This window comes from Nostoc sp. DSM 114160 (genome assembly GCF_053470305.1).
In genome coordinates, this window is record NZ_JBPFGO010000001.1 from 3,795,742 (window position 1) to 3,819,010 (window position 23,269).

The following is a 23,269-nucleotide window of genomic DNA, read 5'->3' on the forward strand; positions in this document are numbered from 1 at the left end:
CAATTGATTATTATTCCTGCCAAGCCAATTGTAAATAAACGTGAGTTCGACGGCTCTAAAAACCCCACTTCCATTCCTCTCCCCCACTCTTCGAGAGGCTTTGAAACCCTAATTTTTTCGTTTTGTTTAAAATAATACAGTGTTAATGTAACTTGAGCATGACTTCAATCAACGGAACAATTACAATTAACGTACAGGCTGACGATAATGGACAGTATGTTTGTGAACTGTTGTCATCTGTTGACCAGCCAAGAGATGAAATTCGTTGCTGTGGGCAAACCAGAGAACACGCTATAGCTATTGCATTAGAGCAGTTAGCGAGTAAATATCGTCAGATTACCGAAGAGGGTCAAAATAAGGATTGGCTTGCAGTAGAGCGTTCTGAGTCTGGAGAAGCAATACAAAAGCATTATCATGTGATTTTGCATTATGAACGCGTTGGGAAAGCAGAGTCTAAATTTGAAGCTATGCAGGACACGTTAATGGAAAATACAGTAGTCGAAAATGCCAAAGTTACTTTGATTGAGATTGATGCAAAATTACCAGTCCAGCTTTTAACTTGATGACATCAAGGCGATCGCTTAAATGTTGATTAACCAATAACTCTAGGTCAATGTTCTATGTCGGCGTAGTAGAAAACCCACTCCAATCAAGCCGATGCTAAATATCGCCGCGGTATTCCTCGATTCTGGAACTGTTTGAAGTGTTTGAAACGAACCTGAAATTAGAGGTAGACCTCTTAACAGGAGCAGTTGGATCTGGGTTGAGTGTAAGATTTTCGGACAAGATCAGTGTGCCAATCGCACTGTTGAATTTACCCGATCCACCACTAATACTTATAGTATTAGAAACCGTGCCCACTCATCAGCTAATCATAGGAAAACAGTTGAACATTGCTACAATCTCTACATTTACGCGCACGTAGCTTTTCGCCTTCCCCCCACCCAGCCCCATCAGCACGGAAATACACCCACTGACTTACTGATTCTCCAACGGTACGACCCCAAATAAAATTTTGTGAGCCGCAGATAGGACATGGCGTTTCTTGTGGGCTAAGGTTTTCGTGATTCGGTTGGTTGTTCATGAGCTTCCCCCAATAATTTCTGAGTGCAATCTTTAGGAGGCATTGCGCCAGAGTGCGATCGCTTTCAACACCCTAGAGCGCATCGTAATTTACCCCAATCCCGCAGCCAATAACTCAATTCATCGCACTGAGGGACTGACAAATAATAAAATATCCCAATATTTCTTGTAGGATCGGCGGATCGCCCGTCTTGTGAACTGGGCGCTGATGCAATACTTTTCGGATAAGCCTAACAATCTCTCTTTTGGTCTGGGAAAAGGTTAAAGGGCAAAGGGGAAAAGGTAAATTCAAACCCTTTCCCTTTCCCCTTTCCCCCAAAACCCGAAAAGTATTGGGCGCTGATGTTGCCATTGGTGTCAACTTCACGTCAAACCGAACCTCCGCCAGGGATTAAAATCCCTGTCTGATAGCAAAAGTCCTCACTCAGAGGACCCAAGATTACAGTCCATTTTAATGGACTTGGGTTATTAGACCGCCGTTTTAACGGTGGGCGGACTTTTATCTCTAAATTCAAGGTAAGCTTTACTTTGAAAAGTAGCCTCATAATCATCAGATTAACCATAAGCACCGTTGGGAAGAAATCCTAAGAGTTGTTTCAATCTCTGGTCTGCTTCTTCATAGCAGTGACTAGGCATTTGATAATTCATAAAGGGTTCGTACTTATGCCCAACCAGTCTTTTTGCATAGGTAATCTGCGTAATGTAGCGAGTTATAGAGGACGAATTTCTAGACCCTCTATGCCATACCTGATTGTTAAAACAAACAGCAGAACCCATTGCTCCCAAGCAGTTATAAACCCGGTCTTCATATCCAGAAATATCACCATTGCAGAATTTCCCAAATAGATGAGATCCTGGAATCACCTGAGTTGATCCATTTTTTTCAGATAGTACATCTGTCAAGTAATAATTTACTGTGAATGCTAGAACATTCAGGCGAATGTTGGTTAAGGGTTCCCCATCAAGGGAAATTACGTGCGGTGTATCGTCTTGATGCCAAGCATTTTTAGCTAACCCATCAGTGTTTGGAGGAATCTTAAATGAGTTATTGTGGATAACATGAATTATATTAGCGTTGGGAACACCATCCTGTATTGAGTAACCTATTCCATTTGCTCCACCAATTAAATGTTCTGCAAATGTAACTATAGGTTCTAAAGCAAAAAGATTTAGATTTTGCTTTGAATGCTCGAACATTCGCTTCATCATCATTTTTTTTGATTCGTGATAATTTTCACCTTCAATTTTTTTGAGAGTTTCATCTAAATCATTCTTGAGAAGCTCACATTGTTCAGGTGTCAACACATTGTCAATTACAATAAAACCATGAGTATGAAAAAAATCAATCCATTCATTGAGTTGCTCTATACTTGTTTTTTTACCAGTTAAATATTCAGTCATTTTTTTCTTTGTTTTTCAATAGTTAGAGGTTAGGGATAGATCATCTCTATTAGGGACAGATGCTAATAAACATCAGATACCAGCCAATCACTTCTATATTTATTTTGAATTATATTCCGGATCGGACTGATGCAAGTGAGTGTATGTATAAAAAAGAGAACTACATTCCCAGATGATTAACCAAATTACCGCCTTAGAATCCTGTTGGCATATTTCTCCTGAATGGGGTCAGTCCATGCCTCCCTTAGCAGTGAAAATGTTAGAAAAAGTTTTGTTGTCAATCTCAGATTTGTCAGGCTACTGCTGTGGTGTTCAGTGGGAAAGACAGCAATGGATTTATGCAATTGTTTGCCAGAGTGAAACTCTCTACTTAGCTGAACAAGAATTTCATAGAACAAATCTACTAGAAAAGTCCACTGTTTCTACTCCAGCCTTTAAATTGGGGGATATAGTTGAGGTTGATTTCGGTGAACAGCCGACACGCCGTATTATTCAAGGAATTTTTAGCCTCAAAGATAATTGGCTTTATGGAGTAGAGTGGTGCTCTCCAATTTTAGAAGAAGTGTCTGCCCAAAGCAGAACAATATGGCTTGCTGATGTTGATTTAGTCAATGTTAGTGTATGACGATTATCAGTTGCGACAAAATAGTAGCACCAAGTTAACTAACAAATGACATTCATCGACCATGAATACGACTAGTTCTCCAGATTCTATTTCCTCACGTCGCCCTGCCAACAGTGTACAAATATCTTTTTTTTTGACGCGACTAACTCCTGATCATATTTTGGGTTGTGAGCTTGAGTTTTCTTCCAACTGATACGTGCTTCATTAAATAAATCATAATAGCTTTGTTTTGAAGAGAAAGTAACGCCGTATTTGCGGCTGATCTCATACTCTAGCTCGTTCAAAGTCCATCTATTTTTTGTTAACAGCCACTCTATTATGGACGAACGTTGCTCTGGGCTTAATAGCCCAACACTTCCTTGATGGACAGCTTTTAAACCTTCTACTCCATTTTTGAAAAATGCTTTTTTCCACTTGCTGATAAAACCGCTCGACACCCCCAGGATCGGTATTATCTCTTCATGCTTGTATCCATACAACAACATCTTCACTGCTATCGCTCGTTGAACTTCACGCTTATCTTGGCTATTTTCAATAAACTCTTAAGCGCGATCGCATCCACATTGCCGCACCCTAACCCTAGTCATTAAAACTACTTACATCTTTTTACGTATTTTCTCACGAATGATTCCGGATTGCTATATTTTTAAAATTGCGTCGTGCAATATGAGTTTGTGGTAACTCATCTAAACTACTAATGGGCATATTGGCATCAACAGAACCACCAACACTTACTTACTTGCCACAAAGTAGCGATGTCTGACGACAAGCCGCTTCTCTACGAGACGCTACGCGAACGCGTCTACGCTATAGCTAACCAATGCCTTTCGGCACGTTTTGGGTGAATAATTTTGGTTTGATGCCAACAAAAACCGCCGCGTTTGCCATCTTTAAACACACACTCAATCCAAGAGCGCATGGAATACCAGCAAGCATCCGCAACTTCCGGTTGTAAATCGGTGAGAATTAAGCAAGCATCAGTGTAGCCCTCATCATACCGAGCTAACAAAGTACACTCAATGCTGTTAGTTTTAAAACAAGTGACCTGTCCCTTCCAAAACTGACCAATTTGTTGTACTAAAGAATTTATTGGCTGCCAAGAATCTTGCCCCAAGGGTTTGAACTGTCCAATTTGATTAATCCACATAAACGGATGCCAACCAATGGATTGAATCTTTCTGTCTTTAAAGGTTTGAGCCGACCATTCGCTCAGATTTTTTATTTCTAAAAGTTTCGTAACTTTCTCTCTAAAGTTTGACACGAATGTGCTTAAATCTAAACTTGAATGTATTTTTTTATTCATGAAGTGACGGCAAACTCCCTGTTTTGATATCAAATCTCAAAACTTTTACTCCAAGGGAATCCTACACTTTTCTGTCTCCATTAGAAAACTAAACAACCATAACGATAAATTTATCTCAGTATTACTGAGGTATTTAGCTATCTAGTAAGTATCTATTTTACTAATCTATTGAACTATTGGGTTAGCGATCGCATCCTTCGGAGTGGAGCATCTTCACTCGTTTTTACACGACTTCAGAAAATCGCGTTGCTCCCGTCCCATTTTTTTCATCACCTCTAGCAGCAGAACCACATCATCGATTCGTTCTGATATTATTTGTTGGGGTAAATGTGCCATTTTTCACACTTACCATTAAACCGTTACACCCTACACAAATTTCTTTCTGGCACAAGGGATGCCGAAAACGATCGCCCACGGTGGGCGGAACGCCATCTCTACGAGAGGCTGTGCCAACGCCTGCTTAAATACTCTCCCTTATTTCATCTATTTCACCAAACTCATCCTCGATTGCGCGAACGGTGAGGTTTCAAAGCTAAACCTGCACCCAAAGTACCGATAGACAGTATACCTAGCGTAGAGGAGGGTTCGGGGACAGAGGCTACATTGGCGACAAAGTTGTCTAGATCCGTGGCACCTCCGGATTCTGTGCTGCTTGCTATCACATATGCAATCTCAAATCCAGTTGATGTGACGACACCTGTCTGGCTTTGCCCTTTTGCAAGAGGATCGGTGAAAAAGCTGTCTAAAAGCTTTCCATTAGAGTCGAACGCAAGTAGTTGCCCAAGTGTGTTAAATACGAAGTCATCACCTATGAAATCAATCGATACAGAGTCCGCAAGTTGATTGAAGTCAGCGCGGAACTGGCTATTTAAGAAGAATTGTGCCCCATCCCCACCAGGCCCAATAATCCCAAACAAACGGGTTCCTGTGCTGGGAATTCCGAAAAGATCGTATGAGATGATAGAGAGTTCGGGTCTACTATCTATAGACAGTGTAACGCCTGGAACCGCGTTGGTTAGAGGTGTGAATGTTCGGAAATCATCCGGCTCGACCCGAATTACAGCACTAGCAGCAGGAGTGGCGACCCCCCTAAGATGCACATGAACGGTGCGACTAACGTTAAGCATTTTTTACTCCACGCTTTTTTCATGTATCTTACCCACTGCATATATTGAATTAGAAAAGCCTTCAAATCGCCCAGCCATACCCTGATACAACTTACCGTCATCAACAGTAGATTATCATATTGCTGGTATTAGTGGGATAGGTTTATGTAATACATTTAAAAAGAGTTTTCAATTTCTATATAATGTTATCCCTAATACCGTGGTTTGAGTATAGTGTCAGATTTTTGGGAAATTATCTTTTAGCTTTTCTAATGGTTGACGTTTTGAAACTACTCAAAATGTGGCGTTGAAAAAAGCTCCAAATTGCTTTACTTGCATTAAAACCAAGCTGAATATTGACTTGATTTAATTTAGGATCGGTTGAAGTGCCACCGGGCCAGAAATGCCCACCATTGACTACAGTGAACTGCAATACTTCTGAACCGTTTCTACAACCCGAATAACCAAAAGCTTTGACTTGCAAGTGATTAAGAGATTTAATTGGAGTTAAGTGTTGAAATTGAGATGATGAAGTGCATCGGTCATGCCTTCGCCAAAAATTTATGGTTTCTGGGATAGAAACAAGAGCCTCTTTTTGAGTAATGGGATCGCCATGATAATGTACACTCGAATCCTTTGTACCATTAATCATCATCATTGATATCGAAACCGTCGGATGGCAGCTACGGACAAATCGAGTAGTTAGAGAGCCGGCTACTGATGCGAAAGCAGCAATTTTATTCGGCAGCTTACAGGCCAAAGCTTGAGTGAGTATCCCACCTTGAGAAAAACCAGTGGCATAGATTTTACCTCGGTTGATATTTCTAATTTGCTCTATATGCCCAATCAAAGCTGCAACAAATGAAATATCATCCACTTTTTGTCTGACATGACCTGTAAAGCTCCATTGATGGTCAAGTCCATTTGGATAAACTGCAATGAATCCAAATGCCTCTGCTAAATTATTGAAGCGAGAAACTTTCTCTATAGATTTGCCACTACCATTATCTCCATGAAACACTAAAACTAACGATATTGGATGCTTAGGATTGTAAGATTTTGGCGTATACATATAGTATGTACGTAATTTTTCTTGGTTTCTTAGTTTTCCATAATTCTCGCCTCGCAAAATTTTTTCTCTAGGTATACTTTTTGCTTCTACTTGAAGTGAGTTAGAGGTAACAGTCAGAGTCATTAGGATTAAGCTCAGGGACAAATACTTAGAAAAATAGAAATTTTTGTACATAAATATCAAAACTGTGTATTATTCAATAATTTAATCACTATTCAAATTTGACAAATGTAATTTGAAAGCTAAGTTACAAGTTTGCCATTTCCTCAAGAATAAAGTTCCGAAAGTGGGAACATCAAGGGGAAAAGGGAAAAGGGATGAACTCAACGCGACTACTGGAAATTAACTGTATCTCTGACAACTCTATCTTTTCCATAAGTTCCCTAAACTGACTTTTGCTCTGAAAGCTTGACAGGTGCTAAGTGAACACCCAGGTTACGGGCGTAAACTTTAGTGAAGTACTGGACATTCGGCTGTGGGCGATCGCTCTTTTCTAACAATGACAGCAGCCGCATCGCCTGTATATGAGTTTCGCGTATAAAGTTATGTTAATGTATGTGCGAGTCTGAAGTGCGTTTTCCTAAATGCGAATGCTATTAATAGCCAATACTATTTTTGAAATAGGAATTGGTTGCGTATTTTTCTTGTTTCCAACTTTGCTTACCCTGGATAGCCAACTGTCTATTTCTTTACTGCGGGTAATTGGATGCGGTGCTTTGTCTTTGGGGACTTTGAGTTTTTTAATGCTCGATTTGACTGATAAAAAAGAACTAAAACCGGGATTAATCGCTTTGTCTATTTTTCATAGTCTGGTAGCGATCGCCCAAATTTACAGTTTTCTTAGCAGCATGATTAATACACTTATAATCATTGTACATTCAGTATTTGCAGTGTTATTTATCAGTGTTTTATGGCAGCGAATTAGATAATTAAAAGCGCTTCAGTTGATAGCACATCCGTGTATAAACGAGCGCTATATGATAGTGAATGACTTGCCGCGTTGGGCTAAACTTCAAGCAAAGTTTCCTGATATGTATAGCAAGTAAGGGGATTTGCAGCATTCGACTCTCAACATCCCCTCAATCCGGTGAAAGATTAGCCTATCCTGTAAGATGCTCGTCCATGCTTCTTCCGATATTGCTGATGATACTCTTCTGCTCTATAGAATTGTGATGCAGGTACAATCTCCGTCACAATTGGATTTTTGTGATAACGAGAACTATTTTCAAGCTGCTCCTTGGAGGCTCTTGCTAATAATTCCTGCTCTGGTGTGTGGAAAAATATCACAGACCGATATTGAGAACCAACATCTAGCTCCTGATGGTTTGATGCTGTGGGATTGTGCTTATTCCAAAACACATTTAGCAGTTGATCATAAGATACTATTGCTGGATTGTATTCCACTTCCACTGCTTCAGCGTGTCCAGTTTTGCCTCTACAGACATCTTCGTAGGTTGGATTCTCAAAGTGTCCGCCACTGTAACCAACTGCTGTAGAAGTTACTCCCTTTACTTGACGAAATGCTGCTTCAACTCCCCAGAAACAGCCTGCTCCAAATGTCGCTTTTTGTAGATTAGTATTTTGCATATCTTTGACAACTCTTTTGTAATAATTTTAAATGAAACTCATCAAATCAAACAGATACTTTATAAGTAAATATTTTATAAATTCTGCCTGACTTATTTTAATTATTAGAATTACAGATTATCCTGATACGAGTATGATATAAAATTCTACTGCTTGACCGAAAGCATTAAGTAGAATGAAATTAGGAATAATATCTCCTACCTTTAAAGTTTGGTCAATTATACCTGAAGAAATTAGCTCATTTTTGATAGATTCTGTAAAATTCATCGTAATTTTCCTGAAAGTTAACTTCTACTTTTATGTACCTTTCTAGAGAAATACTGTTGCAGTAAATTTACTGAAATAAGAAAAGTAGACTTTTGGATTTGCATTACTGGGATAATTGCTTTAGATTCTAAGGCATGATTATTATTTACTGTTCCTGTTGTTTTTATACACGTTAAGCTATCCGTTCAAAGTCCTGGTTGATAAAGCGTTACCACTTCTGCTTTCCACCAAGGGTCATAATTGGTTTATCAAAACAGAATTCAGGAGTCAGGAGCCAGAATTCAGTTATTGTATGAACGAGCAGGATTTAGCCGTTCAGTAGGAATATAGCTTAGGAAATACTAATGAGCTTAAGCATTCAACAGATCGTGCCAGAGGACGTTGCATTAATGGAAGCTCTATTAGCGACCTTTGGTGAGGCGTTCGATCGGGTAGAGACCTATGCAAATCCACCTAGTGCAGACTATCTGCGGCAACTGCTCGATAGTGACTACTTCATTGCGATCGCTGCATTGAAAGAAGGTGAGGGTCGTTGGCGGTCTTACTGCATACGAGCTTAAAAAGTTCGAGCAGGAGCGCAGTGAGATTTACATCTACGATCTAGCTGTTGCCGCTGCACACCGACGGCAGGGGATCGCAACGGCATTAATTCACAAACTGAAGGAAGTAGCAGCAGCATGTGGAGCTTATGTCATTTTCGTCCAGGCAGATATCGGTGACGAGCCAGCCATTAAACTTTATACAAAGCTAGGCGATCGCGAAGACGTGTTGCATTTCGACATACTAGTTAATGGTGGCAATAACAATGCCTAATGCCTATCTGAGTAGTGGCTTTTCGAGAAGGGCTAGAGAGCAGGTCAATTTTTTACAATCTTAAGTATCACATGAGTCCTAGATCAGGAGCAATCTTATGAATGATAATCTGGGCAATTCTCGCTATCCCATCCATTCGGGTGTATTCCGCAGACTAGCACGTTGTCCCCATACTCAACTCCATGATAGTTAGTGCAACCGATGCAAGCTATTGGTCGGCTAACTTGGTCATCAAAATCAAAATCATCCTCCGATTCATCTGCTCGAACTAAGGATGCATTACAGTTGGGGCAACCAAAATCAGTGGTTGCAGATGATATTGAATTTAGCACAAGGGAGATGGGTCAATCTGCTGCATTGACTGGTTATCTTGATATCGCCTCCGATCGCCCCTAACCACTCAGCCCAAAACACGTCAACGATCGCTTCCAATCATTTGTTTTCACCATTTCCTTCTGGAACGAATAGCGTGGCTGGCAAAAACATCTTTACCAGAGCAAGCAGGGCGCACCGACAAGCAAGCAAGGTATGCCGCAGTGATGATGAAAAGTTAAGAACTGATTGCATATTTTCTCCAAATTTTAATTTTGATTACTATTCCAACTGTCGAATTTGTACTTTATATGAGAATTTTGGAGTAATATTTCGATTCCTAAGCGGATTAAATCTGGTGGAACTCCGTCTAATTTCAACTCGGTTTGGATAAACTCATCAATTGAATTGGCTTTCGTTTTTTCCAAAAGTGCCAATAAGAGTTGAGCTTGGGTTGTTGGTGTGCCTGACTCCTTAGTTTCAGCTTGAGAGGTTTGCTTATTACTTGGTGCAGAGTCAATAAAGTTTTTGGTATCCCGGTCATAGCCAGAGAAATTCTTTAACAGAGGCTATTGGTATCCATTCATTGATGCCGCCGTAATAAACTGCTCGACCGACTGGTGATTGTGCAGCAATCTCCATTACTTGGGTTGAGGTAATCTTGCGATCGCTGGGGATGAGTTGAGTGGCAATCATGGCATTGTAAGCTGGGACGCGATCGGGATGAACCAATGCCACAGAGGTTAACTGCGATCGCCTGAATCTTTGCGTAGCACGAGTTGAAAGTTTTCAGTATTTCTATTGTTTGCATTGCTTTATCCAATGAGTTGTGTTGTTCTATTCGGATAAACTGATAATTTAGTTTTGCTCCTTGCCTTGAGGTGGGTTTTCCTGCCCACCTATTTTTTAAGCTGCTACCAAATCGCTAGTTTCTGGCATTGGTGTGCCATGATAATTTCGTTTGTCTAATTTCGTTGTAGACGCGATTGCATAACTCTAGAACTGCGATCGCTTTTCTCACTTCAAGAACAAGGAATTTCTTACACCTCTGTATCGCATCTGCTAGAGGTAACATAAAATTCTCTTGGCAGTCATCCACTTGAAGCGTGATGTTACTTGCTGTGCTTTATGCAATGATAGTTTTCTCTTAAGCGATTACACTTTGGAGACGATTGCTCTTGTCTTGGGGGAGCAATCGCCCTTTCTCACTTCCAGCAATTACGCCGCTACTGCCGTTCGGACTCCCAACGACGCAATCACATCTTTTGCACTGCCAGCAACCCGATTCACCCCGTACTGTCTCGGTCTTGCATACCAACCTTGGTGATTGCACCCGATGAAGCCGACAAAGTGCCCGTCTTGGTAGAGTTTGGTGCTGAATGATAACCAATCAATTTCCCCGTGGTACAGACCGAAAGCAGTACAAGCTGTTTCCAGTTCATCGCTGAGGTGTTCGTTGCGTTCCAGAGGTGTTTCTGGTAGAGTCGCTTTGACCTCTTGGACTCTTTTGGCGAACCAGTTGCGATCAAAGGGTAGCCGTCCGCCATCGAAGAACTGCACCCATACTGTAATCCCGCCTTCTATCCAGATAGTGCGGACTGTTTCGGGTTCAACTTCGATAATCTCGCCAATGATACGGCGATCTCTGCTGGTCAGAGGGTCTTGGGTTACGGAAGCGATCGCTCAAATTAAAGAACAGCATAGGCACGAGTTAGAGCGCTTGGAGCAAGAGTTGAAGGTTGGCTTGTTAACAGAAGCATCAGCTAGAGCCGAAGCGCAGGTACAAGAGCAAATCCAATCCCTCCAAAACCTGTACAAGCAACAGAAGGAGCAGAATATTCAGTTGCAGCAACGCTTAGACGAGATGGAATCGCTACGGCAGTTAGAAACTGAGAATCAGCAGCTTAGACAGCGCATTCAGGATTTGGAAAACACGGTTGAACAGCGCCCTTCTCAACAGTGGGGGAATACGATGACCCAGCAGGCAACTAAAGTATTGAACAAGCAGGTCAAACTTGCACTGGAGAAGACAATTGATCTGCGATCGCTTATTCTAGAAACCTACGATCCGCAAGCCCAAGATCCAGCTGTGGCTGCGGCTGTGGGGCAGGCACTGATAAACGCCCAAAAAGCAGCAAGTGTCGCACAGAAGAAGGCAGATACTGTTCAGCAAGAACCTCAGCGACCAAGTAAAGAAGATGATGATGAAGATATTAATAGTGATTCAGATGTGAAACAGCCTCCTACTCTATTCCCTTTTGAGCAGCCACCTCAATTGGATAGATAAACTTTCACTGCACTGACAATCACCTCTTCCCCGGCCTTTTCCTCTAAGTTCGGGATTTGCTAAGGCTTTAAACAGACAAAACATGTCATTACTCAAGTTCCCAATCTTCAATCACCAGCCCATTAACACGACTGAATTCTCTTGTGTTATGCGTAACTAATGTTAAGTTATTCACTAGAGCAATTGCCGCAATTTGCAATTCATTTGGCCCAATTGGTGTACCAACCTTCCCTAAGTCTGCCCGAATTGCGCCAAAAATCCGAGCCGCCCGATCATCAAAAGGCAAAGATACAAAATTATTTAAGAATGCTTCTTGTAATGCTAGGGTGCGTGCAGGATTGTTACTTCGCATTGCACCATAAAACAGTTCGGCTTTCACTATCGAACAAACAACAATATCTGCTGGTGATAGCGATTCTAACCTCTGCCTCACAGCAGACATAGGACGATTCAGAAAAATAATACAAGCATTGGTATCTAACCCACATTCTGCAGGTGATTTGAAAATCTGGCTATTTTCCATAACCAAGATAGAGCAATGCTTTGAGGCATTTAACCTTTATTCTGCATTCCGCGATCGCGTGAAATACTACACAGCAACTTGCTCCCAGTTAGTATTCTCCTCAAGAATATCTATTTGCACTTGAGAAAGTATTTTGGGTAGCATTTGTTGTAAATCATGTAGCACCATTTTGAATTCCTCAGTATTAAATTTATAGTACTCAGTTAAACTGCCGATGGGATAATTAAAGCCCTGATAGCGGTGTTTGAAATACAGTTCAACATTACCTCTATGCTCCCAAGTTCCTAATACTTTAATAGCAGCACTCGAATAATGAGCAAGTAAATCAATTTTTACTTCTGCTACTCGCTTGATAACAGGTCTTTGGGTTACTCCTATTTTGTAGATAATTTCAATATTAGTTTCAATCTCTAAAAAATATAGCGTACAGGATAGAATACGTTGAAGTTGAGCGCGGTAGAGTTTTAAATCAGTGAGCCGATATGCTAAATCTGGAGCGTTTTTGTACTCGGCGTGTTTCAAAGCTAGCTCCAGTTTCAGTAGCTTTTTAAGTAATAGCGGCTCCTGTGCATCGTTGAATAGCGTTAACTCTAGCGCTCCAACGGGAATTTTACCCAAATCACTAAATTCATACGCAGGTGGTTTCATGTAAACATTTTTTCTCAACATTCCTGCTTTGAGTAAACTGGGAGTAACTAAGTAGGAACTAATAGGGTAATTTTTAGCTCCGTACTCCTGCCAAACTAGTTTTAGCTGTGCTAAATCTTTGCCAGATAGCTGAATGTTGAAATTGTCATAGAGTGGCAGAGTAGGGAATTCTCGTTTAGCTATGGGGCGACAAGTTTCTCCCTGATGAGCAAAATGATGCTCTTTTACCTTTCCTTTTTTAGCCGTCAGACCACTATTACAGTAAGGACACTTAAGTGAAGTCTTTCCTCTTTTGATATCTTCAATACATATCAAGATACCTTCTTCATTTACACCATATTTTAGCCACATTGCCACACCATGATTTAGAAGTTGAATTTGCTCTTACCAGTGTGCTTCAACTTTTTAAAAATGTATCTATCTTCTGGATTAGTGTAATGTTGATTTGAAGAATCTAAGTGTAAGAGAGTGAAGCGTAGGCATCTTGAACCGTAAGTATCGCTTTTCTTCATCTACAATACTTAGGGGATTCAGAAATTTTGCACAATTGTTAATGATGTCAGTTTTTATGTTTGAACAGCAACCTGAAGATTTACGATTTTATGTTAAACAGTTAGCTACTGAAGCTGTACAAAAATCAGAACCATCGGCATGGTTTGAAGTGTTATATACCGAAGCTAAAGGTGATACAGCAAAAATTCCTTGGGCAAAGTTAGCTCCTCACCCTTATCTGCAAGATTGGTTGACGGATCATCAACCGTTCGCTTCTGGGCAAAAGGCGCTAGCTATTGGTTGTGGTTTGGGAGATGATGCTGAAGCTTTAGCAAATCTAGGATTTGAGGTAACAGCTTTTGATATTTCTCCTACGGCGATCGCTTGGTGTCAAGAGCGATTTCCCAATTCGGCTGTCAACTATATAGTTGCAGATTTGTTAGCAATTCCCTCACAATGGCATCAAGCTTTTGACTTTGTTTTTGAATGTCGTAATATTCAAGCTTTGCCGTTAAATGTGCGTTCTTTGGTTATCTCCTCAGTTGCTTCGCTTGTTGCTCCTAGTGGCACACTTTTGCTGATTACTCGTGTTCGAGATACAGAAGCTGAACCTTCTGGCCCACCTTGGTCATTATCAGACTCGGAACTCAAACAGTTTGATAATTTGGGATTACAGCAAGTAGAAAAACTCGTGTTTTTAGAATCTGAGCAAACTGACATTAAGCAAGTGCGGATTGAATATCAAAGACCATAATTCTTTGATATATCTGAGCGCTAACCGTTTGTATTAATGGATACCCCAAAATTTCTTAGAGGAAAAAAAGGAAAGTGAAGGTGTTGGCGATGCCCGCCGTAGGCTTCGCCAACGCTCTATTTTCCTCTCTACGAGACGCTACTCGCGTTCGCTTGATTGAGGGCAGCGTAAAATTCTTGAGAGCAATCTTTTTTGCTGGCTATGAATAGTTGTTACATTGTGCTTTAAATCACTTTATAAGTTCTGACTCAAGGTGGTAAAAGAATTGTTGTTGGATGGTTGTGTCTACACAAGAGTCCTGCAAGAGTTAATTTCTTTACCGCTTTACCGCCTAAGAGACTTTCATGCTCAAACAGATATCTGGAATTTTCACCCTCTTTATTTTAACTTTGGGGTTTGCATCTACATCTGTTGCTGCAACTCCCCGTTCAACTTGGGTGGAAAATGAAATTTACCAATACAACCATCCCTTTGCATCACAGTTACCGCAAGAACTGGCAACGAAGATGCAAAAGATGGCAGCTAGCCCCTTTGCTTTTTATCGGGGAACGGCTCACATCTTCTACCGCGATATGCAAACATTACCGAGTTCAGCATTTGTGAATTCTTCTACTGATGCCATTTGGTTAGAAGGAGATATGCATCTGCAAAATCTTGGGGGAATGAGAGATGGCAACGATAACAACGTTTTTGATACCACTGACTTTGATGAAGGCTATCTTGGCCCCTACGTTTGGGATTTGCGACGTATGGCAGTCTCGATTATCCTAGCAGCCAAAGAGAACGGCCTAAGCTCCAGTGATGCTCAAGATATTGTCCGAAATTTCCTGGATGCTTATCTCAACAAAATGAGCGACTTTAAGGGGACTAACGACGAGCTATCATACCGTTTGCAACAGAGCAATACCAATGGTGTAGTCAAGGATTTAATTCAAGAGGCAGCAGCCAAGAGCCGCTCTAGTTTGCTAAATAAGTACACGCTGCTAAATAGTAGTAGCAATCGAGTTTTTCAGACAACCTCTGAACTCCAGCCTGTATCCAGCAGCACCTACTCAGATATTACTGGGGCTATGAGCAGCTACATCGCTTCAATTTCTAGCAGTAAGCGTTACAGCAATAGTTACTACACCATAAAAGATATTCGTCTCAAATTAGGTTCCGGTACTGGTAGTCTTGGTAAGTATCGGTATTACTTGCTGATTGAGGGCCCAAGTTCAGCAACCGACGACGATCGCATTTTGGAGATGAAGCAGGAAAGCACCAGCGCCGTAGCGATCGCAGTTCCAGGTTTACTACCAAGTTCAGTCTATGGAAATCATCAAGGGGCGAGGGTGACAATCGCCACCAAAGCGATGCTCTCTAATACTGACCCGTTGGTTGGCTACACTACGGTCAGTGGTATCCCCTTTATGCTGCATGAAAAATCCCCTTACCAGGTGGACTTTGACTATACCTTACTAACCACTAAATCAAAATTCATGGATGCGATGGGATATGCAGGTAAGGTTGTTGCTAAGAACCATGCTATCTCCGATCAAGATTACGATGCTAGCATTGTTTCAGAAAGCGTTGACAAGCAAGTGACTGATATCACCAGCGGTAACAAGGCTGTATTCAAAGATGAGATTGTTAACTTTGCTCTAGACTATGCAACTCAAGTCGAGTACGACTACACCAGTTTTGTGAACGCTTACAACAGTGGGGTGACACTCTACTAAACAGAACTGTTGATTGCAATTGTTGAATATGGGTGATAGTAATTACAGGAGTGCGATCGCAGGAGGCATCGCTTAGTTTCCTCTCTGCGAGACACTACGTGAACGCTTGAATTTGGTGGGGCGATCGCTCCCCTAAACCCGTTAACAGCTTTACTTGATTCAGTTCTGGGGGATAATCTACTGGTTTGTAACTCCCAGTAATACCTTGGAACCCAATCAGCTAAACCTATTTCCAGACTAAAACCCACACCAGCACTTTTGACAGAGACATTGGTGATGAGTGCTGATGCCCTGCTGAAGTGGAAGTCTCAGATTTTTAACTATCAACAACGGGTGAGGGAAAGTCAGCCACCACACCAGGCGACGTTATTCGACATTGCACCAAAGCACTACGACCCCAGACCAAATTGATCCGCTCTTGCTGCGGGTGGTGTCAATGTCATTTTGGAGGATGCCAGCAGACAGCCCCGGCGATGCGTGTCTCTATTTCATCATTGATTCGGCTGCTTCTCTTGTGCTGTATGTGGGGGAAACCTGCCGGAGTAACAAGCGGTGGAAGGGTATACATGGCTGCAAAGACTATATCGCTAGCTACCAGGATTTACATTATCGCTATAAGTTGCAAACAGCAGTCAATGCTGCGTTTTGGTGGGATGCCTCGGTTGAGAGAAAACCCCGGCAAGAATTGGAATTGAGTTTAATTTTGAAGTGGCGATCGCCGTTTAACAAAGAGAATTGGGAACGATGGGAACAACCATTTAGTTAGTTATGAAAAAGTAAGTAATTCTCTAACTGCACCATGCCCTTTAACAGCAGATTAATTAGTTAATTTTTAGTGATATTGATAGTTATTATTCTGGTTTACCGTACTCATAAATGAAAGGAAACCGTAATCTTTTCTTCTGTTTAATTTAGTGCGGTAATCATCATTTAATTAGGTGAGGATAACCGAATTTACATGAGTTTTAAGCATACTTATTATGAATACATAAGCACAAAAACAAGTGCAAAAACGATTAAACAGAGCTAATTAATGCGAGAAAGAGTTATGGCACTAGTTCGTTACAATCCTTGGCAAGAATTGAACGCTTTTGAACGTCACATCAACGGTTTATTGGGAGATACCAAAGTCCCATCTGCACGGCTTGATAGAGATTTTATCAAAGTTCCGGCGGCTGAGTTGCACGAAACTGATGATGCGATTCTTCTATTGCTAGAACTACCAGGACTAGAGGCTAAAGACCTAGATATTCAAGTCACCCAAGATGCTGTTCACATTAGCGGTGAGCGCAAGTCCCAAACTAAAACTGAAAACAATGGCACTACAAGAAGTGAATTTTACTACGGTAAATTCCAACGTGTAATTCCTCTATCTGCTCGAATTCAAAATACCAATGTCACCGCAGATTATAAAGACGGCATTTTGAATCTGACACTGCCTAAAACTGAGCAAGAAAAGAACAAAGTTGTCAAGGTTAATCTTGAACTTCCTGCTGCCTAATTGGTTGTGAGAAAACTATTCTACCTCCAATAATTGATTGAGATAGCTAAAAGCCCAGTTATGAGATGACTGGGCTTTTTTGTATACGATGTCTACGACGATTGATGTCGCTTGGATTTCCTCTCTACTTTACGAGACGCTACTCGCGTTCGCTGGATTGGGTGGGGCGATAAGCCTACGGCATAGCTTGGCTTACCGCAGAACGAGTAAAAATTCAAATTTTAGTGATGAAGACGAGCTTGGCGCTCACGCAATTCACGAGCTTTTTGTTCACGAGCTTGGCGCTCACGCAATTCACGAGCTTTTTGTTCACGAGCTTGACGCTCACGCAATTCACGAGCTTTTTGTTCACGAGCTTGGCGTTCACGTAATTCACGAGCCTTTTGTTCACGAACCTGCTGTTCATGCAGTTGACGCTCACGAATTAGTTTAGTGTTATTAAAAGCAATAGTATTAGTATTTAAATGTTCATTGCGAAAAGTTACAACAGAAGCATTAGCATGAGCTGAAAGAGCAGCAATTGAAACAGAAGCTAATAAACCACCAAGAAGAATAGATTTTAAGCGGTTCATATATCCTTTAATCCTTGTTTTACTTAACTTGTATATTGCCAATATATTCTGCATAATCAAGAAAAGATATCTAGCAAATGTCATCACTTAAACATGACTAAAGTCACTAAGCGCCTCAGTTGAGGAAAATCGGTAATTCAATAGTTGCGATCGCAACTTCTGTTAACATCTACGCACTTCCTCATAGCTTTGAAATCCTTGTGAGTCTTTTAGTTCTTCTTTAATGTGCGATCGCACCTCCAGGGAAATGGTTTTTGGTCGTCCTGGACTTTTACGAAGTTCAAGCAGGGTGCTTAATCCACCAACTCTTTCGAGTTTTATAGTATTAATTGCTCTTTCATGGTGGGGTGTGCGATTGGGGCAAACTTCTCTTGTAGTACGCCAGATAGAACATCAACAGATGCCCTTATTATATATCGCGCCAAAGAACGCTCAAAATGTTCCTGGTGTTTTAATTGCACATGGTTATGCAGGCTCTAAACAATTAATGCTTGGTTATGCTTACACTTTGGCTCATGCAGGTTATGCTACCATCCTGTGGGATTTTGATAGCCATGCTGCTAACACCAAACCACTAGAAAAAAACTCACTTCAGCAGAATTTAAATCTTGCATATACAGTACTTGTAGAACAACCAGAGGTAGATAAATCACGTTTGGCCACATTAGGACACTCAATGGGTAGTGGTGCTGTAATGTCTGCCGCTATCAATCCGGCTTCGCGCTATGCTGCAACTGTAGCAGTCTCACCTACAGGCGCATCAATTACAGCAAATGTACCCCGAAACCTCTTATTACAAGCGGGAAGTTGGGAAAATAGATTTGTTGCCAATGCAAAGCGGTTACTACAGGCTGGTGGTGGAGAAAATCACAATTTTACTCAAGGTATTGCAAGAAAGCTTGTTATTATCCCCAATGCCGAACATATTACAATTTTGTTTCGCCATTTGAGTCATCAGGCTGCTAGAGATTGGCTTAATAGCACCTTCGGGATAAACAATCAGAGTAACTATGTTGATTACCGAATGCTGTGGTATCTTTTGCACTTGCTGGCATGGTTAACTCTACTTGCAGCGATCGCCCCTGTTTTGGCTGATTCTTCTATTACTCACAAAACAGGACAGTTAAAAAGCTGGATTGGTTTATTAGTAGCACCTTTTGTCGCTACTGGTACACTCATGTCAATCAATCAAGTAGGCGATATTCATGGCTTGGGTGGAGTATTAGTAGGTGGAGCAGTTAGTATTTGGTTTGGAGTAGCAGGTTTAAGTTGGCTGATTCCTATGACCCCACTACAACTGCCATCAGCCAGAGCTTTAGTAATTGGCATAACCTTGTTTGTCATATTGTCGATTGGTTTCGGGGCTATGGCACAGGTAGTATGGTTACAGTGGTGGTTAGTTGGGCCACGTTTGCAAATTTTTCCTATCCTGGCAGTTGCTTGTTTCCCTTGGTTTTTAGCTTCTGGAGTGGCACAGCAAAATCTGAATTTTGGTCAACGAACTTTGTGGTGGCTAGGACAAAGCACAGTCTTAATTGCTGGTTTTATTCTAGTGCTTTATTTTCTGCCACAACTAAGTTTTATTTATCTTTTATTGCCATTATTTCCTGTATTTATAGCGATTTTTTCATTTTGCTCTGGGTTGCTGAATAATCCGTGGGGTTATGCTATTGGTAGTAGTTTATTTTTTGGTTGGGTATTAGCATCTGCCTTTCCATTATCAAGTTAAATTTTTCATTTTTCTATTTCTACTCGAACATTCCCTGCTTCTTCTGTTTAACCCTGTTTAGTCATTCTGGGCGAACCCAATCGCTGAAAGCCATTTAAAGCTGGGAGCAACGCGATTTGGTGAGGTCAAGCAAAACACTACCTAGATAGCTACCATTCACTACACCAGCGTTATGAATTAGAAAGAAGTATAGGTATTGCCGTTTGGTGGGATGCACCCATAGACCGACGCGTACAGCAAGAGTTGGAATTGAACTTGATTTTGAAATGGCGTAGTCCATTCAACAAAGAAAATTGGGAGCGCTGGGGGCAACCGTTTGGGTAGGGCATTTTCTTAGAGGGACTGGGGGGCAATCGCTTAATGCAGAAGATACGAGGGAAGTATTTGCGGCGGGTGATATGCTCTTGCTGTGAAGCGGGATTTGATTGGTAAAAAGTGACACCGATAAAGAGCGATCGCTCTATATTCTCACAACCAAAACTTTCGATAATTCTCAACATATTGCCGCATCGTCAGTGGCGGACGACCGAGTAATTGTTCTACATCTGGTGTAATGCCACCTACCAATCCTAAACGAGCGGTTGTATAAATTGCTGCCATTACCAAAATGAAGCCCAACGACAGCCCGCGATCGCACATTTGCCAAATAAACTTCAGTAATGAGGGATTAGTATAGCGAATTGGTTTGCCCAAAACTTCTGTAAAAATTTCTGCTACTTCATAGTAAGTCAAGGCTTCCCTACCTGTGAGCGCATAAGCTTTTCCCAAATGCCCATCTTCAAGCAAAGCACGTACCGCAACAGCAGCAATATCACGCACATCAATAAAACTGGTTTTACCATTCCCTGCTGGCATAAACAATTCGCCACGGGTTTTGATATCCTCTCGGTGTACGGTGTTAAGATTTTGCATAAAAAAGCTAGCGCGTAAAAACGTGGCAGGAATGCCCAATTGCTCGATGTAGCGCTCAATCTTGGCGTGCGGTACAACTCGGTTGCGCTCGGCTCCTAAAAGTGAAACAAAAACGATATGCTCAACACCTGCTTCTTTTGCCGCATTCAGCGCCGGGGCAATTTGCCTCTTCACATTGGCAAGTGCAGGCGGACGTACTAAAAAAAGTTTGTTGACTCCTTCAAAAGCGCTTGCCCACGTTTCGGGGTTAATAAAATCGAACCAGACACAATGAATATTGCTGCCTAATATTTGTTGAGCTTTGTCGGGATTTCTGAGTGCGGCACAGACATGACAATCGTGGAATAGTAGCAAGCGAATAACCTCACAGCCGACATTCCCAGTCGCACCCGTCACTAAAATTTTCAACATTCCTTGTTTGCCGATTTGGTTTAATTAAGAGGCGCATTTTTTCAACCTATTTCTAACTTTAGCTAAACCGCAAGAAGCCTCTCACCTACGCGCAAGGGAGGTGATGAGATGAATTGTGGTTTAGCTAAAATTCAAGCGAACGCGAGTAGTGTCTCGTTGGCGCAGCTTAAGAAGAGAGGAAAATTTATAATTTTAAAAACCCGAAAATCATCCCAAAAAGCAATACAGAGCTAATCCAGACATTTTGACTGAACATTTGATTGTAGGCAGTATTTGGAAGTTCGGAGTCAAGCAGTTGTATAAACTGCCAAATCCAAGCAGTAGTTGCAATTATCAAACTAATCCAGAAACTCAGTTGCAATTGCATATAAAAGCCTAGCAAACCCAATAGTAAGGCACTAGTTGCATAGCAAACCATAACAGCAACAGGAGCATATTTACCAAAAAACAGAGCACTGGACTTAACGCCAATCCGTCGATCATCCTTGCGGTCAGACATAGCGTAAATAGTGTCGAATCCCACAGCCCACAGTGCAGTTGAACTACACAGCAACCAGGTAGTAAACTCTATCTGCTCATTCACCGCAGTCCAGCTAGTCAAAACTACAAAGCCCCAAATTATTGCCAGTAATAACTGGGGAACTGGAAATACCCGTTTAGACAATGGGTATAAAATAATTACCGGAAGTGTTCCAACCCATAACCAGAACGAGAGGGGTTTTAAAGCAAAAGCCAGCATTCCATTCAAGCCCACAGAAATTAGAGCAACCGCGATCCCGACAGAGATAGAAAGCGCCCCAGAAGCTAAGGGACGCTCACGCGTTCTTTCCACTTGTGCATCAATATCTCGATCGCATAAGTCGTTGATTACGCAAGTTGTAGCACTGGTAGCTAAAGCAAAAAAAATGATTAGGTTAACAAGTTGTATTGATGGCATCCCCTTTGCTGATAAAACAGTACCCCAAAGAGCTGGAATTATTAAAATTAACCGTCCAGTGGGCTTTTCCCATCTTAGAAGTCGAACAATTTTATGCCAAAAAGGCTCTTTTTTTCTTTGAGATTCTGATTGAGTAAGCATAAGTTTGCTCCCACTGCATTTGTAGTTACTAGTGCCAAGTTCATCTTGAGCTTGCCTACAGATTAAATCTTAATTTCTGAATTACGAATTACCAATTGGTATTAATTATCCTGTCTGAGAATGATAAACAGCAAATCTATCGCATTTCAAAGGTTAATCAACTACGATCTGCTTTCAGTTGTTCTTTAGAGAATTGATTTTCTCTTCACAATCGAATAATTCTGTAAAGCCTCAATAAACTGCATAGTTATTTTTGCGCCCAGATTTATGTCACACGAGGGATGCCAAACAGTGTTTTTTCGTCCTCTGCCAACTCTCTTATTTGCTCTATAGTTTGCTTAATCTCTTCTGGTGTTGTTATTCCAGTTTCAATTAAGGCATCAGTCGCCTCTTTGAGTGACAAATCTATGAAACGCTTAGTTTCTTTGTGAATTGCGACAGGCTGCACTAAAAAAATTTCTCGCGTCCGCAAGCCAGCTTTTTGAAATATTTGGTAAAGCTTGCTTCCCATACAAAAATGCTGGCTACGAGTGTTACCTAGTCTAAGGAAAAGCTCAAAACAACGGTTGTAGCTAGGGTTAGCAGGTTGACAAAAAGCAGTGCTAAAATCGGCTTCCTCACACACTAAAAACCCACTCGGCTTGAGTAGTGCCAGCATTTCTTCCAGTGCATCTTTAGGGCGCGTCAGATGGATTAGCAAAAAGCGGCAGTAAACTAGGTCAAAGGAGTTATGAGGTAATCCTGTATTGTAAGCGCTGCCCAAGACAAATTTTACATTGCTCAAGTTAAGTGCGTCTGCATTTCCTCGTGCCTGTTCTACCTGCTCTGTACTCACATCTACACCAATAACTGAACCGTTGAATCCAACTTGCTCGCCTAACCAAGTGGAAACACTTCCAATACCACAACCAATGTCAGCTATATGCATTCCTTCACTGAGTCCAACTCGCCCAAGTAAAAACTCTGTATATGGCTTATGGATTTGGTGAAGAATTTGCAATCGATTTGCGCCTACTTTTCCAGTGGCTAGTGTGTAACGGTCATCATGTATCATTTTTTTTGGTTCTTCAGTACA

The 23,269-nt window shown here is 41.3% G+C and carries 30 protein-coding genes and 2 pseudogenes; 13 read left to right on the forward strand and 19 right to left on the reverse strand.

Features of this window, described 5'->3' with window-relative positions:
• Positions 1-158: 158 nt before the first annotated feature.
• Positions 159-563, forward strand: coding sequence for a hypothetical protein (locus NSTCB13_RS16720; protein ID WP_445627584.1), 405 nt, complete (start codon positions 159-161; stop codon positions 561-563).
• 305 nt (positions 564-868) lie between these two features.
• Here the strand turns inward: NSTCB13_RS16720 and NSTCB13_RS16725 are convergent, their stop codons facing one another.
• Positions 869-1,084 carry a hypothetical protein gene (locus NSTCB13_RS16725; RefSeq protein ID WP_448273061.1) on the reverse strand — a complete coding sequence of 72 codons (216 nt, stop codon included), beginning with the start codon at positions 1,082-1,084 and terminating at the stop codon, positions 869-871.
• A 554-nt stretch (positions 1,085-1,638) separates the two neighbouring features.
• Complete coding sequence (locus NSTCB13_RS16730) at positions 1,639-2,484, reverse strand: phytanoyl-CoA dioxygenase family protein (RefSeq protein WP_448273062.1); 846 nt, start codon at positions 2,482-2,484, stop codon at positions 1,639-1,641.
• 172 nt (positions 2,485-2,656) lie between these two features.
• On the opposite strand from NSTCB13_RS16730, the gene NSTCB13_RS16735 reads away from it, so the two are divergent.
• Entirely contained in the window at positions 2,657-3,109 is a 453-nt protein-coding gene (locus tag NSTCB13_RS16735; protein ID WP_445627579.1) for a DUF1392 family protein, read from the forward strand.
• Positions 3,110-3,148: 39 nt separating this feature from the next.
• Here NSTCB13_RS16735 and NSTCB13_RS16740 read toward each other — a convergent pair.
• From NSTCB13_RS16740 to NSTCB13_RS16750, 3 genes and pseudogenes are all read right to left on the reverse strand, one after another.
• Positions 3,149-3,645, reverse strand: a pseudogene (locus tag NSTCB13_RS16740) (helix-turn-helix domain-containing protein); the annotation flags it as partial.
• A 266-nt stretch (positions 3,646-3,911) separates the two neighbouring features.
• Positions 3,912-4,370, reverse strand: a complete 459-nt coding sequence (locus NSTCB13_RS16745; protein WP_445627577.1) for a hypothetical protein — start codon at positions 4,368-4,370, stop codon at positions 3,912-3,914.
• A gap of 255 nt (positions 4,371-4,625) precedes the next feature.
• Complete coding sequence (locus tag NSTCB13_RS16750; RefSeq protein ID WP_448273250.1) at positions 4,626-4,748, reverse strand: hypothetical protein; 123 nt, start codon at positions 4,746-4,748, stop codon at positions 4,626-4,628.
• Here NSTCB13_RS16750 and NSTCB13_RS16755 point away from each other — a divergent pair.
• Positions 4,742-4,876 carry a hypothetical protein gene (locus tag NSTCB13_RS16755; protein ID WP_448273063.1) on the forward strand — a complete coding sequence of 45 codons (135 nt, stop codon included), beginning with the start codon at positions 4,742-4,744 and terminating at the stop codon, positions 4,874-4,876. The two genes, NSTCB13_RS16750 and NSTCB13_RS16755, sit on opposite strands and share 7 nt — an antisense overlap.
• A 33-nt stretch (positions 4,877-4,909) precedes the next feature.
• On the opposite strand, the gene NSTCB13_RS16760 is transcribed toward NSTCB13_RS16755, so the two are convergent.
• From NSTCB13_RS16760 to NSTCB13_RS16770, 3 genes are all read right to left on the reverse strand, one after another.
• On the reverse strand, positions 4,910-5,512 hold the full coding sequence (locus tag NSTCB13_RS16760; RefSeq protein ID WP_448273064.1) for a hypothetical protein: 603 nt from the start codon (positions 5,510-5,512) through the stop codon (positions 4,910-4,912).
• Positions 5,513-5,771: 259 nt separating this feature from the next.
• Positions 5,772-6,713 (reverse strand): alpha/beta hydrolase family esterase, encoded by a 942-nt coding sequence (locus NSTCB13_RS16765; RefSeq protein ID WP_445627574.1) that lies wholly within the window; start codon positions 6,711-6,713, stop codon positions 5,772-5,774.
• Between the two features lie 260 nt (positions 6,714-6,973).
• Positions 6,974-7,105: a hypothetical protein gene (locus tag NSTCB13_RS16770; RefSeq protein ID WP_334938807.1), complete on the reverse strand. Its 132-nt coding sequence runs from the start codon at positions 7,103-7,105 to the stop codon at positions 6,974-6,976.
• A gap of 69 nt (positions 7,106-7,174) precedes the next feature.
• On the opposite strand from NSTCB13_RS16770, the gene NSTCB13_RS16775 reads away from it, so the two are divergent.
• The gene (locus NSTCB13_RS16775) at positions 7,175-7,519 is read left to right on the forward strand and encodes a hypothetical protein (RefSeq protein WP_445627573.1); all 345 of its coding nucleotides are present in this window, start codon (positions 7,175-7,177) and stop codon (positions 7,517-7,519) included.
• 166 nt (positions 7,520-7,685) lie between these two features.
• On the opposite strand, the gene msrA is transcribed toward NSTCB13_RS16775, so the two are convergent.
• Both msrA and NSTCB13_RS16785 read right to left on the reverse strand, forming a co-directional pair.
• Entirely contained in the window at positions 7,686-8,177 is a 492-nt protein-coding gene (msrA, locus tag NSTCB13_RS16780) for a peptide-methionine (S)-S-oxide reductase MsrA (protein ID WP_448273065.1), read from the reverse strand.
• A 117-nt stretch (positions 8,178-8,294) separates the two neighbouring features.
• A complete protein-coding gene (locus NSTCB13_RS16785) occupies positions 8,295-8,444 on the reverse strand; it encodes a hypothetical protein (protein ID WP_448273066.1) in 150 nt (49 codons plus the stop codon).
• A 344-nt stretch (positions 8,445-8,788) separates the two neighbouring features.
• Here NSTCB13_RS16785 and NSTCB13_RS16790 point away from each other — a divergent pair.
• Both NSTCB13_RS16790 and NSTCB13_RS16795 read left to right on the forward strand, forming a co-directional pair.
• Positions 8,789-9,257, forward strand: a pseudogene (locus NSTCB13_RS16790) (AAC(3)-I family aminoglycoside N-acetyltransferase).
• Between the two features lie 201 nt (positions 9,258-9,458).
• Positions 9,459-9,653, forward strand: a complete 195-nt coding sequence (locus tag NSTCB13_RS16795) for a hypothetical protein (protein WP_445627569.1) — start codon at positions 9,459-9,461, stop codon at positions 9,651-9,653.
• 456 nt (positions 9,654-10,109) lie between these two features.
• Here the strand turns inward: NSTCB13_RS16795 and NSTCB13_RS16800 are convergent, their stop codons facing one another.
• The 3 genes from NSTCB13_RS16800 to NSTCB13_RS16810 all read right to left on the reverse strand — a co-directional run bounded on the left by NSTCB13_RS16800 (position 10,110) and on the right by NSTCB13_RS16810 (position 11,129).
• The gene (locus NSTCB13_RS16800) at positions 10,110-10,307 is read right to left on the reverse strand and encodes a hypothetical protein (protein ID WP_448273067.1); all 198 of its coding nucleotides are present in this window, start codon (positions 10,305-10,307) and stop codon (positions 10,110-10,112) included.
• A gap of 187 nt (positions 10,308-10,494) precedes the next feature.
• Positions 10,495-10,644 carry a hypothetical protein gene (locus NSTCB13_RS16805; protein WP_448273068.1) on the reverse strand — a complete coding sequence of 50 codons (150 nt, stop codon included), beginning with the start codon at positions 10,642-10,644 and terminating at the stop codon, positions 10,495-10,497.
• 143 nt (positions 10,645-10,787) lie between these two features.
• Positions 10,788-11,129 carry a hypothetical protein gene (locus NSTCB13_RS16810; protein ID WP_448273069.1) on the reverse strand — a complete coding sequence of 114 codons (342 nt, stop codon included), beginning with the start codon at positions 11,127-11,129 and terminating at the stop codon, positions 10,788-10,790.
• A gap of 70 nt (positions 11,130-11,199) precedes the next feature.
• Between NSTCB13_RS16810 and NSTCB13_RS16815 the strand changes: the two genes are divergently transcribed.
• The gene (locus NSTCB13_RS16815; RefSeq protein WP_448273070.1) at positions 11,200-11,856 is read left to right on the forward strand and encodes a hypothetical protein; all 657 of its coding nucleotides are present in this window, start codon (positions 11,200-11,202) and stop codon (positions 11,854-11,856) included.
• A gap of 88 nt (positions 11,857-11,944) precedes the next feature.
• Here the strand turns inward: NSTCB13_RS16815 and NSTCB13_RS16820 are convergent, their stop codons facing one another.
• Both NSTCB13_RS16820 and NSTCB13_RS16825 read right to left on the reverse strand, forming a co-directional pair.
• Positions 11,945-12,379: a PIN domain-containing protein gene (locus tag NSTCB13_RS16820; protein ID WP_448273071.1), complete on the reverse strand. Its 435-nt coding sequence runs from the start codon at positions 12,377-12,379 to the stop codon at positions 11,945-11,947.
• Between the two features lie 66 nt (positions 12,380-12,445).
• Positions 12,446-13,378: a competence protein CoiA family protein gene (locus NSTCB13_RS16825; protein WP_448273224.1), complete on the reverse strand. Its 933-nt coding sequence runs from the start codon at positions 13,376-13,378 to the stop codon at positions 12,446-12,448.
• 217 nt (positions 13,379-13,595) lie between these two features.
• On the opposite strand from NSTCB13_RS16825, the gene NSTCB13_RS16830 reads away from it, so the two are divergent.
• The 5 genes from NSTCB13_RS16830 to NSTCB13_RS16850 all read left to right on the forward strand — a co-directional run bounded on the left by NSTCB13_RS16830 (position 13,596) and on the right by NSTCB13_RS16850 (position 17,492).
• Complete coding sequence (locus NSTCB13_RS16830; RefSeq protein ID WP_448273225.1) at positions 13,596-14,273, forward strand: class I SAM-dependent methyltransferase; 678 nt, start codon at positions 13,596-13,598, stop codon at positions 14,271-14,273.
• A 344-nt stretch (positions 14,274-14,617) separates the two neighbouring features.
• Positions 14,618-15,991 (forward strand): DUF2252 domain-containing protein, encoded by a 1,374-nt coding sequence (locus NSTCB13_RS16835; RefSeq protein WP_445627564.1) that lies wholly within the window; start codon positions 14,618-14,620, stop codon positions 15,989-15,991.
• A gap of 258 nt (positions 15,992-16,249) precedes the next feature.
• Positions 16,250-16,402 carry a hypothetical protein gene (locus NSTCB13_RS16840; RefSeq protein ID WP_448273073.1) on the forward strand — a complete coding sequence of 51 codons (153 nt, stop codon included), beginning with the start codon at positions 16,250-16,252 and terminating at the stop codon, positions 16,400-16,402.
• Between the two features lie 25 nt (positions 16,403-16,427).
• Positions 16,428-16,757 (forward strand): hypothetical protein, encoded by a 330-nt coding sequence (locus NSTCB13_RS16845; protein WP_448273074.1) that lies wholly within the window; start codon positions 16,428-16,430, stop codon positions 16,755-16,757.
• A 282-nt stretch (positions 16,758-17,039) separates the two neighbouring features.
• A complete protein-coding gene (locus NSTCB13_RS16850) occupies positions 17,040-17,492 on the forward strand; it encodes an Hsp20/alpha crystallin family protein (protein ID WP_445627562.1) in 453 nt (150 codons plus the stop codon).
• Between the two features lie 221 nt (positions 17,493-17,713).
• Here the strand turns inward: NSTCB13_RS16850 and NSTCB13_RS16855 are convergent, their stop codons facing one another.
• Complete coding sequence (locus tag NSTCB13_RS16855; RefSeq protein WP_448273075.1) at positions 17,714-18,148, reverse strand: hypothetical protein; 435 nt, start codon at positions 18,146-18,148, stop codon at positions 17,714-17,716.
• A 205-nt stretch (positions 18,149-18,353) separates the two neighbouring features.
• Here NSTCB13_RS16855 and NSTCB13_RS16860 point away from each other — a divergent pair, with 205 nt between their 5' ends.
• The gene (locus NSTCB13_RS16860) at positions 18,354-19,793 is read left to right on the forward strand and encodes an alpha/beta hydrolase (protein ID WP_448273076.1); all 1,440 of its coding nucleotides are present in this window, start codon (positions 18,354-18,356) and stop codon (positions 19,791-19,793) included.
• 468 nt (positions 19,794-20,261) lie between these two features.
• Here the strand turns inward: NSTCB13_RS16860 and NSTCB13_RS16865 are convergent, their stop codons facing one another.
• The 3 genes from NSTCB13_RS16865 to NSTCB13_RS16875 all read right to left on the reverse strand — a co-directional run bounded on the left by NSTCB13_RS16865 (position 20,262) and on the right by NSTCB13_RS16875 (position 23,248).
• Positions 20,262-21,116, reverse strand: coding sequence for an SDR family oxidoreductase (locus NSTCB13_RS16865; RefSeq protein WP_448273077.1), 855 nt, complete (start codon positions 21,114-21,116; stop codon positions 20,262-20,264).
• Between the two features lie 184 nt (positions 21,117-21,300).
• On the reverse strand, positions 21,301-22,194 hold the full coding sequence (locus tag NSTCB13_RS16870) for a 4-hydroxybenzoate solanesyltransferase (RefSeq protein WP_448273078.1): 894 nt from the start codon (positions 22,192-22,194) through the stop codon (positions 21,301-21,303).
• A 265-nt stretch (positions 22,195-22,459) separates the two neighbouring features.
• Positions 22,460-23,248 carry a methyltransferase domain-containing protein gene (locus tag NSTCB13_RS16875; RefSeq protein ID WP_448273079.1) on the reverse strand — a complete coding sequence of 263 codons (789 nt, stop codon included), beginning with the start codon at positions 23,246-23,248 and terminating at the stop codon, positions 22,460-22,462.
• Positions 23,249-23,269 lie beyond the last annotated feature (21 nt).